This is a genomic window from Pseudomonas sp. MEJ086 (assembly GCF_030209025.1).
Classification (GTDB): Bacteria; Pseudomonadota; Gammaproteobacteria; order Pseudomonadales; family Pseudomonadaceae; genus Aquipseudomonas; species Aquipseudomonas fulva_A.
The window spans coordinates 23,415-37,996 of the sequence record NZ_JARVSV010000054.1 but is presented as its reverse complement, the minus strand read 5'-3'; the positions used below and the strand labels follow the sequence as shown (position 1 = coordinate 37,996).

Annotated in this window: 14 protein-coding genes; all 14 read right to left on the bottom strand. The window is 62.5% G+C overall.

All coding sequences use genetic code 11. The features are described from left to right. Window positions 1–328: 328 nt before the first annotated feature. Window positions 329–727 carry a DUF2802 domain-containing protein gene (locus QRN22_RS25265; protein ID WP_042555811.1) on the bottom strand — a complete coding sequence of 133 codons (399 nt, stop codon included), beginning with the start codon at window positions 725–727 and terminating at the stop codon, window positions 329–331. Window position 728: 1 nt separating this feature from the next. Then, the gene (locus QRN22_RS25260; RefSeq protein ID WP_042555810.1) at window positions 729–1,208 is read right to left on the bottom strand and encodes a chemotaxis protein CheW; all 480 of its coding nucleotides are present in this window, start codon (window positions 1,206–1,208) and stop codon (window positions 729–731) included. A 90-nt stretch (window positions 1,209–1,298) separates the two neighbouring features. Beyond that, window positions 1,299–2,126: a CheW domain-containing protein gene (locus tag QRN22_RS25255; protein WP_042555809.1), complete on the bottom strand. Its 828-nt coding sequence runs from the start codon at window positions 2,124–2,126 to the stop codon at window positions 1,299–1,301. A gap of 92 nt (window positions 2,127–2,218) precedes the next feature. After that, window positions 2,219–3,007 (bottom strand): ParA family protein, encoded by a 789-nt coding sequence (locus QRN22_RS25250; protein ID WP_042555808.1) that lies wholly within the window; start codon window positions 3,005–3,007, stop codon window positions 2,219–2,221. Window positions 3,008–3,059: 52 nt separating this feature from the next. Beyond that, window positions 3,060–3,932, bottom strand: coding sequence for a flagellar motor protein MotD (motD, locus tag QRN22_RS25245; RefSeq protein ID WP_042555807.1), 873 nt, complete (start codon window positions 3,930–3,932; stop codon window positions 3,060–3,062). Between the two features lie 2 nt (window positions 3,933–3,934). After that, a complete protein-coding gene (locus QRN22_RS25240; protein WP_042555806.1) occupies window positions 3,935–4,675 on the bottom strand; it encodes a flagellar motor protein in 741 nt (246 codons plus the stop codon). Continuing rightward, window positions 4,675–5,802: a protein-glutamate methylesterase/protein-glutamine glutaminase gene (locus QRN22_RS25235; protein ID WP_042555805.1), complete on the bottom strand. Its 1,128-nt coding sequence runs from the start codon at window positions 5,800–5,802 to the stop codon at window positions 4,675–4,677. Before QRN22_RS25235 ends, QRN22_RS25240 begins: the two co-directional genes overlap by 1 nt. Window positions 5,803–5,844: 42 nt before the next feature. Then, the gene (locus QRN22_RS25230; protein ID WP_042555804.1) at window positions 5,845–8,103 is read right to left on the bottom strand and encodes a chemotaxis protein CheA; all 2,259 of its coding nucleotides are present in this window, start codon (window positions 8,101–8,103) and stop codon (window positions 5,845–5,847) included. 11 nt (window positions 8,104–8,114) lie between these two features. Beyond that, window positions 8,115–8,903, bottom strand: coding sequence for a protein phosphatase CheZ (locus tag QRN22_RS25225; protein WP_042555803.1), 789 nt, complete (start codon window positions 8,901–8,903; stop codon window positions 8,115–8,117). A 19-nt stretch (window positions 8,904–8,922) separates the two neighbouring features. Then, a complete protein-coding gene (locus QRN22_RS25220; protein WP_175154250.1) occupies window positions 8,923–9,297 on the bottom strand; it encodes a chemotaxis response regulator CheY in 375 nt (124 codons plus the stop codon). A gap of 151 nt (window positions 9,298–9,448) precedes the next feature. Beyond that, window positions 9,449–10,192, bottom strand: coding sequence for an RNA polymerase sigma factor FliA (fliA, locus tag QRN22_RS25215; RefSeq protein WP_082045875.1), 744 nt, complete (start codon window positions 10,190–10,192; stop codon window positions 9,449–9,451). Continuing rightward, the gene (gene fleN, locus QRN22_RS25210) at window positions 10,189–11,019 is read right to left on the bottom strand and encodes a flagellar synthesis regulator FleN (RefSeq protein ID WP_179538478.1); all 831 of its coding nucleotides are present in this window, start codon (window positions 11,017–11,019) and stop codon (window positions 10,189–10,191) included. The genes fliA and fleN overlap by 4 nt, the downstream gene beginning before the upstream one ends. A 95-nt stretch (window positions 11,020–11,114) precedes the next feature. Continuing rightward, on the bottom strand, window positions 11,115–12,422 hold the full coding sequence (gene flhF / locus QRN22_RS25205) for a flagellar biosynthesis GTPase FlhF (RefSeq protein WP_042555800.1): 1,308 nt from the start codon (window positions 12,420–12,422) through the stop codon (window positions 11,115–11,117). 15 nt (window positions 12,423–12,437) lie between these two features. Further along, window positions 12,438–14,546: a flagellar biosynthesis protein FlhA gene (gene flhA / locus QRN22_RS25200; RefSeq protein WP_042555799.1), complete on the bottom strand. Its 2,109-nt coding sequence runs from the start codon at window positions 14,544–14,546 to the stop codon at window positions 12,438–12,440. Window positions 14,547–14,582 lie beyond the last annotated feature (36 nt).

The following is a 14,582-nucleotide window of genomic DNA, read 5'->3' as shown; positions in this document are numbered from 1 at the left end:
CGTAGGAGCCAGCTTGCTGGCGATTTCTGGGCTTGATGCGTTGTTGCGGTGTGGCCGCTATCGTATCGCCCGCAAGCGGGCTCCTACGGGAATGTCGTAGCGCCGTGGCGTAGGAGCCAGCTTGCTGGCGATTTCTGGGCTTGATGCGATGTTGCGGTGTGGCCGCTGTCGTATCGCCCGCAAGCGGGCTCCTACGGAGGCAGGTAGCGCCGCTGTACGTAGGAGCCAGCTTGCTGGCGATTTCTGGGCTTGATGCGTTGTTGCGGTGTGGCCGCTATCGTATCGCCCGCGAGCGGGCTCCTACGGGGCTGTCGTAGTGCTGTGGCGTCTAGGTACGGCGCGACTGGTGCAGCTTGGCGACCAGCTCTGCTTCGGCCTTGCTCAGGCCGCAGGATTGAGTCAGGTCATCGGCGCTGGCACCCATGCCGACCAGGCGAGCGGCCTGGGTGAAGGACAGGCTGGAGGGATCGCGTTGTTCGATCTGGGTCAGTTTGTCCGGCAGCGGCGCGACGGTGCGGCGTAGCTCGTGGAGCTCCTCGCCCATACGGATGCTGCCAGTCAGGTAGGTGTCCAGGCGCTTGCCCAGTTCGCGGATGCGCTGGTCACGCTGGGTGTCGCGCTCGGCCTGTAGCTGGCTGGCCAGGCGCAAGCGCCCTGCCAACCACACGCAGGTACCCACCAGCCCGGCACAGACCAGGGCAAGAACGATCAGTGCAGCTTCGAGCACCTCAGATGCTCTCCAGCTCCGACCACTCCTCCTCGGTCATCATCTTGTCCAGCTCGACCAGGATCAACAGCTCGCCGTTCTTGTTGCACACGCCCTGGATGAACTTGGCCGACTCGTCGTTGCCGACGTTCGGTGCGGTTTCCACTTCGGACTGACGCAGGTAAACCACTTCGGCCACGCTGTCGACCATGATGCCCACGACCTGCTTGTCCGCCTCGATGATGACGATACGGGTGTTGTCGGTGACGTCGGAGGAATCCAGGCCGAAACGCTGGCGCGTGTCGATCACGGTGACCACGTTACCGCGCAGGTTGATGATCCCCAGCACGTAGCTCGGCGCGCCAGGTACGGGGGCGATTTCCGTGTAGCGCAGGACTTCCTGCACCTGCATCACGTTGATGCCGTAGGTTTCGTTGTCCAGACGGAACGTGACCCACTGCAGGATCGGATCTTCAGCGCCTTGTGCAGAGTTTTTCTTCATGGCCTAGCCTCGTCATTGACCGCGTGTGGCGGTGTGCGGGATTCCCGCTATTCAATCGGCTGCCCGCGCCACGGCGCGCGCATCCAGTAATCAGTGTATCTGTCCGTTGCTCATGCGCTTGGTCGCGCCGCTGGCGATCAACTCGGCCAATGCGGCGACGTCCAGCAGCGCACACATGTGTTCGATCACCGTACCCGCCAGCCAGGGCCGCTGGGCCCGCTGACTGCGCCACTTGATCTCGTCCGGGTGCAGGCGAATCGAACGGCTGACCTGGTGAACGGCCAAACCCCACTCGTAACCCTGAACGGAAATCACGTACTGCAGCCCCTGGCGGAAATCCTCTCGATAGCGATCCGGCATAACCCAGCGCGCGGTGTCGAGCACCTTCAGGTTGCCCGACTGTGATGGCAGTATGCCGAGAAACCAGTCCGGTTGGCCAAACAAAGGTGTCAGGTCCTGCCCCGCCAGCGGATAGATGGAGCCCAGACACACCAGTGGCACGGCAAGCGTCAGGCCAGCGACGTCGAACAGCAGGCATTCGAACGGCTCTTCAGCCCACTCGGGGCGACCGTCTGCCAGCACCGAGGCGATCTGCGGCGCCGGGCGATGAACTTCGGCCACAGGCTCGACCACCGACGGCATGGCAATCGGCTCGACGAACACCGGCGCCAATGCCTCGACCACCGGCTCGACAACCACCTCGGCCACCGGCTGAACCAATGTCAGGGGCGCGGCTTCGACACGCGGCGCGGCCTGGGCATCGCGAATCTGCTCCTCGAGCACGGCAGCCTCGAAATCATCGAGGCTGCTCTGGGCCTGCTCCTGTTCGAGCTCGACCGCGGCCTCCTGCAGCAACCCGTCGAGGTACGACTGCAGGGCCAGTTGGGGCCTTGTGGCTGTGGCGGTGGAACGACTCATGAATGCAACCCGCAATGGAGACCTGTATGAGCTATCGGCCGCAAGGGCGGCAGACTTGAGGCTGTTTGCGCAGAATATCTGGCCATGGCGGATCAGGCCACTTGAGACGCAGGCTGCTGCGCCAGCAAATGCTTGAGCAGCGCCCGGTAAGCGATGGAGCCGCGGCTGTTGGCATCGAACTGCGAGGGGGTCAGCCCGGCCCGGCTGGCATCACGCAGGCGGGTGTCGACAGGTATATAGGCTTGCCAGAGATGCTCGGGGTAGGTGCTCTTGAGCAACCGCAACGTCGACATCGATGCCTGGGTACGGCGGTCGAACAGGGTCGGCACGATGGTGTACGGCAAGGCTTGCTTGCGCGAGCGATTGATCATCGCCAGGGTGCTGACCATACGCTCGAGCCCCTTGACCGCAAGAAACTCGGTCTGCACCGGAATCACCAACTGCTGGCTGGCTGCCAGGGCGTTGACCATCAGCACACCGAGCAAGGGCGGACTGTCGATCACCGCGTGGTCGAAATCCTGCCACAGCTGCGCCAGGCTCTTGGCGACCACCAGCCCCAGGCCACTTTGTCCGGGAGACTGTCGCTCCAGGGTGGCCAGTGCGGTGCTCGACGGCAGCAGGGAAATTCGTTCGTGACTGGTCGGCAGCAACAGCTGCTGCGGCAGCCCCTGGGGCACGCTGCCCTGATGCTGGAACAGGTCGAAGACGCTGTGTTCGAGGCTATCGGGATCGTGACCGAAATAGCTGGTCATCGAACCGTGCGGGTCGAGATCGACTACCACCACACGTTTGCCGGCGTCTGCCAGCAGACCTGCAAGGGCGATGGTCGAAGTGGTTTTACCCACGCCGCCTTTCTGATTGGATACAGCCCAAACTCTCATACTCTTCATCCTCCCGGAGCAGGCTGAGCCCGGCCGAGACTGAGTGCCCACTTCATTGCGCAGGCGACGGGGAATTGACGGCGCCATTGGCTGGAGCCTGTGCTGCAGGCGCTGAAGCAGGTTGCGTGCCAGCACGCTGCATCGCCGCATCCGGCTGGGCATTGGCGCTACCCACGCCGCTTACACTACGCCGCACATCGAGATTACGCGAGACCACCAACACCACTCGACGATTGCGCGCCCTGCCCTCTGCCGTGGCGTTGTCGGCTACCGGCTGAAACTCGCCATAGCCCACCGCCGCCATGCGTGACGGATCGACGCCATCCATGGCCAGCATCCGTACTATGCTGGCAGCGCGTGCGGTAGACAGCTCCCAGTTGGTTGGGAACTGCGCGGTTCTGATCGGCTGATTGTCGGTGAAGCCTTCCACGTGCACAGGGTTGCCGTAGGGCGCCAGAATCTTGGCAATCTTCTCGATGATCTCGAAGGCTGCATCGTTGGGCAGTGCATCGCCGCTGGGAAACAACAGCCCGGAGCTCAATTCGATTTCGATCCACAGCTCGTTGCCGCGCACTTTCAGCTGATCGCTCTGCAGCAGCCCGCCGAAGGCCTCACGCACGCTGTCGGCAATGCTCTCCAGGGTCGAGGCGGCGATCTGCTGCGCCGTCTCCTCATCCACCATGGAGCGATCCGGCTCGGTGGTGCGCGGTCGCTCATCACCCACCGGAATGGGTTTGATCGAGCGATCAGGCTGATTGAACACGCCCGTCAGGGTTTCCGAAAGGATCTTGTACTTGCCTTCGTTGATCGAGGAAATCGAGTACATCACCACGAAGAAGGCGAACAGCAGCGTGATGAAGTCCGCGTAGGACACCAGCCAGCGCTCGTGATTCTCATGCTCTTCGTGGCGGCGTCGGCGAGCCATGATCAGTTCATGAAGCCTTGCAGCTTCAACTCGATGGAGCGTGGGTTCTCACCCTCGCCGATGGACAGAATGCCTTCGAGGAGCATTTCCCGATACGCCGACTGGCGCATGGCCACGGACTTGAGCTTGGCACCGATGGGCAACAGCAGCAGGTTGGCGATGGCCACGCCGTAGATGGTAGCGACGAAAGCGACGGCGATCCCGCCACCGAGCAGGCTCGGATCGGCCAGATTGCCCATCACGTGGATCAGCCCCATGACCGCGCCGATGATGCCGATGGTCGGCGCGTAGCCGCCCATGCACTCGAAGAACTTGGCAGCCTGTATGTCGCGACTTTCCTGGGTGTAGAGATCGACCTCGAGAATACTGCGGATGGCTTCCGGCTCGGCGCCATCGACCAGCAGTTGCAGGCCCTTGCGTGCGTAGGGATCGGCTTCGCCGTCGGCGACCGCCTCGAGGCCGAGCAGGCCCTCCTTGCGCGCGGTCATGCTCCAGTTCACCACCCGGTCGATACCGCCAGGCAGATCGATCTGCGGCGGGAAGAAGATCCAGCGCAGGATGCTCATGGCGCGCTTGAATACGATGACCGGCGTTTGCAGCAACGCCGCCCCCAGCGTACCGCCGATCACGATCAGCGCCGCCGGGCCGTTGAGCAGTGCCGAGACATGACCGCCTTCCAGGTAATTGCCGCCAAGTATGGCGACGAATGCCAGGATGACACCGATCAGGCTCAGTACATCCATCAGAGGCAGGCCTCGACCAGATGCCGGCCGATGTCATCCAACGGGTACACCGCATCCGCCAGGTTGGCCTTCACGATCGCCATGGGCATGCCATAGATCACGCAACTGGCTTCGTCCTGCGCCCATACCTGGCTGCCCCCCTGCTTGAGCAGGCGAGCGCCTTCGCGACCATCGGCCCCCATGCCGGTCAGCACCACGGCCAACACCTTGTCGTTGTACGACTTGGAGGCAGAACCGAAGGTGATATCCACGCAGGGTTTGTAGTTCAGACGCTCGTCGCCGGGCAGGATGCGGATGGTGCCGCGCCCGTCGATCATCATCTGCTTGCCGCCCGGCGCCAGAATGGCCAGCCCGGGGCGCAAGATGTCGCCATCCTCGGCTTCCTTGACGTTGATCTTGCAGAGTTTGTCCAGACGTTCGGCGAAGGCCTTGGTGAAGGCCGCAGGCATGTGCTGGATCAACACGATCGGCGTCGGGAAATTCGCCGGCAACTGCGTTAGCACCCGCTGCAGAGCGACCGGGCCGCCGGTCGAGGTGCCGATCGCCACCAGCTTGTAGGCCTTGCGCTTGGGCGCAGCACTGGCGCTGGACGAATGACGTTCGGCAGGCGGGTGACTCACGCTTGGCTGTGGCCGCGCCGCGGGTGCAGGTGCGCTCGACGTACTGGCAGGTCGGCTCAGGCTACCGCCGGCAGGCGGCGTCAGGGACGCCGTGCCGATCCCCCGGCGGTTGCTGCGCGAAATGCTGTGCACCTTCTCGCACAGCAGTTGCTTGACCTTCTCCGGGTTGCGCGAGATGTCCTCGAAATTCTTCGGCAGGAAATCCACCGCCCCGGCATCCAGCGCATCCAGGGTGACCCGGGCGCCTTCGTGGGTGAGCGAGGAGAACATCAACACCGGTGTCGGGCAGCGTTGCATGATGCTGCGCACTGCCGTGATGCCGTCCATCAACGGCATCTCGTAGTCCATGGTGATCACGTCCGGCTTGAGTGCCAGCGCCTGATCGATGGCCTCACGTCCGTTGGTGGCCGTGCCGACCACGGTGATGTTGGGATCGGACGAGAGGATCTCCGAAACCCTGCGGCGGAAGAAGCCGGAGTCGTCGACCACCAGTACCTTGACAACCATAAACACTCCTAAGCGGCACGGCAGAGGCCGCGCCGCGGACGATCAGATACGCCGTGCGTAGCGTTTGAGCATGCTTGGCACGTCGAGAATCAGGGCGATGCGCCCGTCGCCGGTGATGGTCGCACCCGACATGCCAGGCGTGCCTTGCAGCATCTTGCCCAACGGCTTGATCACCACCTCTTCCTGGCCGACCAGTTGATCGACGACGAAGCCGATACGCTGATTGCCGACGGTGAGAATCACCACATGGCCTTCTCCTTGCTCTTCGTGGGCAGCCTTGCTGACCAGCCAGCGCTTGAGATAGAACAGCGGCAATGCCTTGTCGCGAACGATCACCACTTCCTGGCCGTCGACCACGTTGGTGCGCGACAGGTCGAGATGGAAGATCTCGTTGACGTTGACCAGCGGGAAGGCGAACGCCTGGTTGCCGAGCATCACCATCAGCGTCGGCATGATCGCCAGGGTCAGTGGCACCTTGATGACGATCTTCGAACCCTGACCTTTCTGCGAGAACACGTTGACCGTGCCGTTGAGCTGGGAAATCTTGGTCTTCACCACGTCCATGCCGACGCCACGGCCGGACACGTCGGAAATCTCGGTCTTGGTCGAGAAACCGGGGGCGAAGATCAGGTTGTAGCATTCCAGATCGGTCAGGCGATCGGCGGCGTCCTTGTCCAGCAAGCCCTTTTCCACGGCCTTGCTGCGCAGCACGTCGGCATCCATACCCTTGCCGTCATCGGTGATCATCAGCAGGATGTGGTCACCTTCCTGCTCGGCGGACAGCACCACGCGCCCGGTACGCGACTTGCCAGCGGCCTCGCGTTCTTCCGGGCTTTCCACGCCGTGGTCGACCGCGTTGCGCACCAAGTGGACCAGCGGGTCGGCCAGGGCTTCGACGAGGTTCTTGTCGAGATCGGTCTCTTCACCGACCAGCTCCAGATTGATCTCTTTCTTCAACTGGCGAGCCAGGTCGCGAACCAGGCGCGGGAAGCGCCCGAAGACCTTCTTGATCGGCTGCATGCGGGTCTTCATGACCGACGTCTGCAGATCCGCGGTGACCACGTCGAGGTTGGACACGGCCTTGGACATGGCCTCGTCGCCGCTGTTGAGCCCCAGGCGCACCAGGCGGTTACGCACCAGCACCAGCTCGCCGACCATGTTCATGATTTCGTCCAGACGCGCGGTGTCGACCCGCACGGTGGTTTCCGCTTCACTGGCTGGTGCAGCAACGGCCGGCGCAGCCGCTGCCTTGGCTGGCTCTGCCTTGGCCGCAGGTGCTGGTGCTGGTGCCGGCGTAGCCTTGGCAGCTACCGGCGCAGCGGGTTTGGCTGTCGGCTTCGGCGCTGGGGCCGCAGCGGCTGCGGGGGCAGGAGCGGCAGCAGCGGGAGCGACCGGTGTCGGCTCGACGAACTTGCCTTTGCCATGCAACTGATCGAGCAGCGCTTCGAACTCATCATCGGTGATTTCGTCGCTCTGCGCCGCGGAGCTGGCGGATACGGCAGGAGCAGCCGGTGCCGGCGCTTCCACCGCAGGAGCCACGAACTGGCCCTTGCCATGCAATTGGTCGAGCAAGGCTTCGAATTCGTCATCGGTGATGTCATCGCCGCTGGCGCTGCTCGCAGCGCTGGCCGGAGCAGGCACAGGCACAGGCGCTGGCGCCTGGACAGCAGCCGCTGCTGGCGCTGCGAACTGGCCTTTGCCATGCAACTGGTCGAGCAGCGACTCGAATTCGTCATCGCTGATTTCATCATCAGAGGCGCTGGCTTGCGGCTGCGGCTCGTCACCCAGGGCGTCGAGCAACTGCTCGAACTCGCTGTCGGTGATATCCGACGAGGCTTCGGCTGTCACCGGCTCGGCGACAGCAGCAGCCACTGGCGCAGCGACTGCGGCAACTGGCGCCGGCTGGGCACTGGCCGGCTCGGCCAGACGCGCCAGGGCGGCCAGCAGCTCGGGAGATGCAGGCGTCGGCTCGGCGCGCTCGCGCACTTCGGCGAACATGCCATTGACGGCATCCAGCGCCTCGAGCACCACGTCCATCAACTCGGAGTCGACGCGACGCTCACCCTTGCGCAGGATGTCGAACACGTTCTCGGCGATATGACAGCACTCCACCAGCTCATTGAGCTGAAGGAAACCGGCACCGCCTTTTACCGTGTGAAATCCCCGAAAAATCGCGTTGAGCAGGTTCATATCGTCCGGGCGGCTTTCCAGCTCTACCAATTGCTCGGACAACTGCTCGAGAATCTCGCCGGCCTCTACCAGGAAATCCTGGAGGATTTCTTCATCGGCGCCGAAGCTCATATGACGTGCTCCTAAAATCCCAGGCTGGACAGCAAATCGTCGACGTCGTCCTGGGAAGAAGCAACGTCATCACGCTTATCGGCATGAATCTGCGGACCTTCACCATGTGACGCAGGTTTTTGTTTGTTTTGCTCGGCACGCAGCTCTTCGTGGTCGTGATCGATACCCGCGAAGCGGTCCACCTGACTGGCCATCAGCACCAGTTTCAGCAGATTGCTCTCGACCTCGGTCACCAGTTGCGTGACACGCTTGATCACTTGCCCGGTCAGGTCCTGATAGTCCTGCGCCAGTAAAATGTCGTTCAGATGCCCGGACAGCTTGCTGCTGTCACGCTGGCTGCGCGCCAGAAACAGCTCGATGCGCTTGGCCAGTTCACGGAACGCGTCAGCGCCCATTTCACGACGCATGAAGCGCCCCCAATCCTCGCTCAGGGCATCGGCTTCGCTGCTCAGGTCGTTGACCAGCGGCGCGCTTTGCTCGACCAGATCCATGGTGCGGTTGGCTGCACGCTCGGTCATGGTCACGACGTAATTGAGCCGCTCGGTCGCATCGGAGATCTGCGAGACCTCCTTGGCGTGAGGCATGCGCGGGTCGAGCTGAAAATTGACGATAGCGTTGTGCAGCTCACGGGTGAGCTTGCCGACTTCGTGGTAAAGACCACGGTCGCGCGCCTTGTTCAGTTCGTTGATCAGCTGTACCGCTTCGCCAAAGTTGCCTTGTTCGAGGCTGTTGACCAGTTGGCGGGCATTGCTTTTCAGGGTCGACTCGAGGTCGGCCTCTTTTGAATCATCGTGTTCCATAACAACCTCGCGGCAGACATCAGCCGTTGACCCGCTCGAAGATTTTCTCGATCTTTTCCTTGAGCACCTGGGCAGTGAATGGCTTGACCACATAGCCGTTCACACCGGCCTGGGCGGCCTCGATGATCTGATCACGCTTGGCTTCTGCCGTAACCATCAGCACGGGCATCTGCTTGAGGCGCTCGTCGGCACGCACTGCGCGCAGCAAATCGATGCCACTCATGCCCGGCATGTTCCAGTCGGTCACCAGGAAGTCGAAGCTACCGCTCTGCAGCATCGGCAATGCGGTGGTGCCGTCGTCGGCCTCCGCGGTGTTGGTGAACCCCAGATCACGCAAGAGGTTCTTGATGATCCGTCGCATCGTCGAGAAATCATCGACGATGAGGATTTTCATGTTCTTGTCCAAGTCGACCTCCGTACAGTCCTAAAACGCCTCGGCATTCCAAAGCGCTTATAAATCGTGAAACCGGCCTGGCGGAACGCCGCAAACCTATTGCGCCCGGCTTTGCTGCGTCCACTGTGTATGTCCAGCGCCTGAAATTTCCCTATGCGCGCCATTCCACCAACCGCGCGCGTAAACGCGCGGCACACTGACTGTGCAATTGGCTGACCCGCGACTCACTCACTCCCAGTACCTCGCCGATTTCCTTGAGGTTCAATTCCTCGTCGTAATACAGCGACAACACCAACCGCTCACGCTCCGGCAGGTTGCTGATGGCATCCACCAGCGCGGCCTGGAAACGATCGTCTTCCAGTTCATGCGATGGCCCATGGTGCAAAGAATTCGTGTCTTCCTGCAGTCCGCCGCTTTCGCCTTCCTGCAACAGGTCGTCGAAACTGAACAGGCGGCTGCCCAAAGTGTCGCCAAGAATGCCGTAGTAATCTTCGAGACTCAATTGGAGTTCGGCAGCAACCTCCTGATCTTTAGCGTCTCGCCCCGTTCTGGCTTCGATTTTTCTGATTGCGTCGCTGACCATACGGCTGTTGCGGTGTACCGAACGCGGTGCCCAGTCGCCCTTGCGGACCTCATCGAGCATGGCGCCACGAATGCGAATGCCGGCGAACGTCTCGAAACTGGCGCCCTTGCCGGCGTCGTATTTGCGCGATGCCTCGAGCAGACCGATCATCCCGGCCTGGATCAGATCATCCACCTGCACGTTGGCGGGCAACCGCGCCAACAGGTGATAGGCAATGCGCTTGACCAACGGCGCGTAACGTTCGATCAACTGATGCTGTGAATCTCGTGCTGTTGCCTTGCTGTACATACGGAGTCCAGAGGCTGTCGTCATACAGCCGTGTCTGCAGTCGGTTGTTGCACCAGGCGCTCAACGAAGAATTCCAGATGGCCTCGCGGATTGGCCGGCAGTGGCCACGCATCCACCTTCTGGGCAATCGCCTTGAACGCCAGCGCGCACTTCGAGCGAGGGAACGCCTCATACACCGCACGTTGTTTCTGTACGGCCTTGCGTACCGATTCGTCGTACGGCACCGCGCCCACGTACTGCAGCGCGACATCCAGAAAACGGTCGGTCACCTTGGTCAGCTTAGCAAAGAGATTACGGCCTTCCTGCGGGCTGTGCGCCATATTGGCGAGCACCCGGAAACGGTTCATGCCGTGGTCACGGTTGAGGAGCTTGATCAGCGCGTAGGCATCGGTGATCGAGGTGGGTTCATCGCACACCACCACCAGCACTTCCTGGGCGGCGCGCACGAAGCTCACCACCGAGTCGCCGATACCGGCGGCGGTATCCACGATCAGGACGTCGAGGTTGTCGCTGATGTCGCTGAAGGCCTGGATCAGGCCGGCGTGCTGCATGGGCGTGAGCTGCACCATGCTCTGGGTGCCGGAGGCCGCGGGAACGATACGAATGCCGCCAGGCCCCTGCAGAACCACGTCTCGCAGTTCGCACTGGCCGTCGATGACATCGGCCAGGGTGCGCTTGGCCGTCAGGCCGAGCAGCACGTCGACGTTGGCCAGACCGAGGTCGGCATCCATGAGCATTACGCGCCGACCGAGATCCGCCAACGCCAGCGACAAATTCACCGACACATTGGTCTTGCCAACGCCGCCTTTGCCGCCGGTCACCGCGATCACCTGTACGGGATGCATACCCATGTTATCTACACACCTTATCTAACTTCGCTTTAAGCCTTAGGGCCATTGTGCGCTGCCGTGGCGAGCACAACCAGCACTTCGCCACACCTGCCTGTTCATCCTGCACGTCGTGCCGGGTCCTGGTACAACCCGGCGAACATGTCGGCCATCGTGTCTTCGCTCGGCTCATCCGGGGCCTGCAGGCCAACGGCACGGCTGACCAGCTGATGACTGCGCGGCACATGAACGTCGTCCGGGATCCGCGGACCATCTGCCAGATAGGCTACCGGTAGACGGTGGCTAATAGCCAGACCCAATACCTCGCCCATGCTGGTCGCTTCGTCCAGTTTACTCAGAATGCAGCCAGCCAGCCCACAGCGCTTGTAGCTGTGGTAGGCCGCCTTGAGCACCTGCGCCTGGCTGGTAGCCGCCAGCACCAGGTAATTGCGCGCGTTGACACCGCGGCTCGCCAGCGTCTCCAACTGCATGCGCAGCGCCGGATCGTTGGCCGGCAAGCCGGCGGTGTCGATCAGTACCACGCGCTTGCGCACCAGCGGTGCCAGCGCCTGAGTCAGTGACTGACCAGGATCGACGTGGGTCACGGATACGCCAAGGATACGGCCAAGGGTCTTGAGCTGCTCCTGCGCACCGATGCGGTAACTGTCCATGCTCACCAGAGCGATGTTCGTGGCGCCGTACTTGAGTACGTAGCGCGCTGCGAGCTTCGCCAGGGTGGTGGTCTTGCCCATGCCGGCCGGGCCAACCAGAGCGATCACGCCGCCCTCTTCCATCGGCTCCTGCTTGGGCGTCTGAATCGAGTGGGCAAGGTGCGCAAGCACCATGCGCCAGGCCTGACGCTGATCGCTCAGCGAGGCAACGCGATCGAGCAGCGTACGCGTCAGTTCACCAGGCAGGCCCATGCGTTGCAGGCGACGCCACAGGGTGGCCTGTTGCGGGCGACGAGCCTGCAGCTGGCCCCAGGCCATGGAGCCCATCTGCATTTCGATCAACTCACGCAGGCCATGCAATTCGGAGCGCATGGACTCCAGGGCAGACTGATCGACCGAGGCCGAGACCGGCTTCTTCTGCTGACGCTCGAGTACCGCGTCCAGGCTGTCGGCTGGCGCGGCAGCAGGCGCTTCGGCGAACATCTGACGATCCTTGCCGGCATCGAGCTGCGCACGGGTGGTCAGTTCGGCCTGGGCGGAAGCGATGCGCGACTGAGTCTTGCGCAGCTCGGCCTCCAGCGCCGGGTTGGCTTGTCGCGCCGGTGGGGGCGCAACCTGATAATCGAGCGCGGCCGTCAATTCCACGCCACCCGCTACTCGGCGGTTGCCGATGATGGTCGCATCAGCGCCCAGCTCATCACGAACCAGCTTCATGGCTTGGCGCATATCGGCGGCAAAAAAGCGTTTGACCTGCATGGCCCGTACCCTCGATTAGTTCTGCCCCACCGTCGCAACGATGGTGACCTGCTTGTTGTCCGGAATTTCCTGGTACGCCAGAACATGCATGCTCGGGACGGCCAACCGGGCGAAACGCGAGAGCATTCCCCGAACCGGCCCGGCTGCCAGCAGAATCACCGGCTTGCCAAGCATCTCCTGACGCTGCGCTGCTTCCACCAGGGAACGTTGCAGCTTCTCGGCCATGCCAGGCTCCAGGAGGATGCCATCCTCGGAGCCTTGACCGGCCTTCTGAAGACTATTTAGCAATATCTGTTCCAACCTTGGCTCAAGGGTGATCACAGGCAGCTCCGGCTCTAGTCCCACGATGTTTTGCACGATTGCACGGGCCAGCGAGACACGTACTGCGGCCACCATGGCGGCGGGATCTTGACTCCGTGGCGCGACGTTGGCGATGGCTTCGGCGATGGTACGGATGTCGCGCACCGGCACCTGCTCCTGCAGCAGCGCCTGCAGCACCTTGAGCAGGGTCGACAGCGAGATCAGGCCAGGAACCAGCTCTTCTGCCAGTTTTGGCGAGCTTTTCGCCAGCAATTGCATCAATTGCTGGACTTCCTCGTGGCCCAGCAGCTCGTGGGCATGCTTGTGCAGAATCTGATTGAGGTGCGTGGCGACCACGGTACTGGCATCCACCACGGTGTAACCGAGCGACTGCGCCTGATCACGCTGACCGGGATCGATCCAGACAGCCTCCAGGCCGAACGCCGGATCTTTGGCGGCGACGCCATTGAGCGTGCCGAACACCTGACCCGGGTTGATCGCCAGCTCGCGATCCGGATACACCTCGGCCTCGGCGACGCTCACCCCCATCAGGGTCAGGCGATAAGCGTTGGGCTGCAGATCCAGGTTGTCGCGAATATGCACGGACGGCATCAGGAAGCCCATCTCCTGAGAGAGCTTCTTGCGTACGCCCTTGATCCGCGCCAGCAGTTGCCCGCCCTGGTTGCGGTCGACCAGCGGAATCAGCCGGTAACCGACTTCCAGGCCGACCATGTCAACCGGCATCACGTCATCCCAGCCCAGCTCCTTCACTTCCTGAGCACGCTGCGCGGGCAGCAACTCCTGCTGGCGCTGCACTTCCTGAACTTCGGCTTCCTTGGTCTTGCGCTGCTTGTTGGCGATCCAGTAGGCGGCACCGGCAGCCACCAGGCCCAGGCTGATGAAGGACATGTGCGGCATGCCGGGCACCAGGCCCATGGCGATCATGATGGCCGCGGAAACCGCCAGCGCACGGGGCGAAGCGAACATCTGACGGTTGACCTGGGCACCCATGTCTTCGGAGCTGGAAACCCGGGTCACCATGATCGCGGCAGCGGTGGACAGCAGCAGCGACGGGATCTGCGCCACCAGGCCGTCACCGATAGTCAGCAGGGTGTAGATGCGGCCGGCTTCGCCGAAACTCAGGCCGTGCTGCAGCATGCCGATGGCCATGCCACCGATCAGGTTGATGAACAGGATCAGCAGGCCGGCGACGGCGTCACCGCGAACGAACTTGCTGGCACCGTCCATGGAGCCGTAGAAATCGGCTTCCTGAGCGACTTCGGTACGGCGCTTCTTGGCTTCGACCTGATCGATGAGGCCGGCGTTGAGGTCGGCGTCGATGGCCATCTGTTTGCCAGGCATGGCGTCCAGGGTGAAACGCGCGCTCACTTCGGAGATACGCCCCGCACCCTTGGTGACCACCACGAAGTTGATGATCATGAGGATCGCGAACACCACGATACCGACCACGTAGTTACCGCCGATCACCACTTCACCGAAGGCCTGAATCACCTTACCGGCAGCGTCATGGCCATCCTGGCCGTGCAGCAGCACGACACGCGTGGAGGCGACGTTGAGCGCCAGGCGCAGCAGGGTCGCGGCCAGCAGGATGGTCGGGAACACCGCGAAGTCCAGCGGCCGCAGCGCGTAGATCGCCACCAGCAGGACGACGATCGACAAGGCGATGCTGAAGGTGAACAGCACGTCCAGCAGGAACGGCGGAATCGGCAGCATGACCATGGCGAGCATGACCAGCAGCAACAGCGGGATGCCGAGATTGCCGTTGCGCAACCCGGAAAGGTTGCTGCGAACGTCGCCAATCATTTGTGCGCGATCTACTGCCACTTGGTTACCCCGGCT

Coding starts and splice junctions, on each gene's coding strand:
- QRN22_RS25260 (WP_042555810.1), bottom strand. CDS start 1,208: ATGAAGAAAAACTCTGCACAAGGCGCTGAAGATCCGATCCTGCAGTGG.
- QRN22_RS25255 (WP_042555809.1), bottom strand. CDS start 2,126: ATGAGTCGTTCCACCGCCACAGCCACAAGGCCCCAACTGGCCCTGCAG.
- QRN22_RS25250 (WP_042555808.1), bottom strand. CDS start 3,007: ATGAGAGTTTGGGCTGTATCCAATCAGAAAGGCGGCGTGGGTAAAACC.
- motD (WP_042555807.1), bottom strand. CDS start 3,932: ATGGCTCGCCGACGCCGCCACGAAGAGCATGAGAATCACGAGCGCTGG.
- QRN22_RS25240 (WP_042555806.1), bottom strand. CDS start 4,675: ATGGATGTACTGAGCCTGATCGGTGTCATCCTGGCATTCGTCGCCATA.
- QRN22_RS25235 (WP_042555805.1), bottom strand. CDS start 5,802: ATGGTTGTCAAGGTACTGGTGGTCGACGACTCCGGCTTCTTCCGCCGC.
- QRN22_RS25230 (WP_042555804.1), bottom strand. CDS start 8,103: ATGAGCTTCGGCGCCGATGAAGAAATCCTCCAGGATTTCCTGGTAGAG.
- QRN22_RS25225 (WP_042555803.1), bottom strand. CDS start 8,903: ATGGAACACGATGATTCAAAAGAGGCCGACCTCGAGTCGACCCTGAAA.
- QRN22_RS25220 (WP_175154250.1), bottom strand. CDS start 9,297: ATGAAAATCCTCATCGTCGATGATTTCTCGACGATGCGACGGATCATC.
- fliA (WP_082045875.1), bottom strand. CDS start 10,192: ATGACGACAGCCTCTGGACTCCGTATGTACAGCAAGGCAACAGCACGA.
- fleN (WP_179538478.1), bottom strand. CDS start 11,019: ATGGGTATGCATCCCGTACAGGTGATCGCGGTGACCGGCGGCAAAGGC.
- flhF (WP_042555800.1), bottom strand. CDS start 12,422: ATGCAGGTCAAACGCTTTTTTGCCGCCGATATGCGCCAAGCCATGAAG.
- flhA (WP_042555799.1), bottom strand. CDS start 14,546: ATGATTGGCGACGTTCGCAGCAACCTTTCCGGGTTGCGCAACGGCAAT.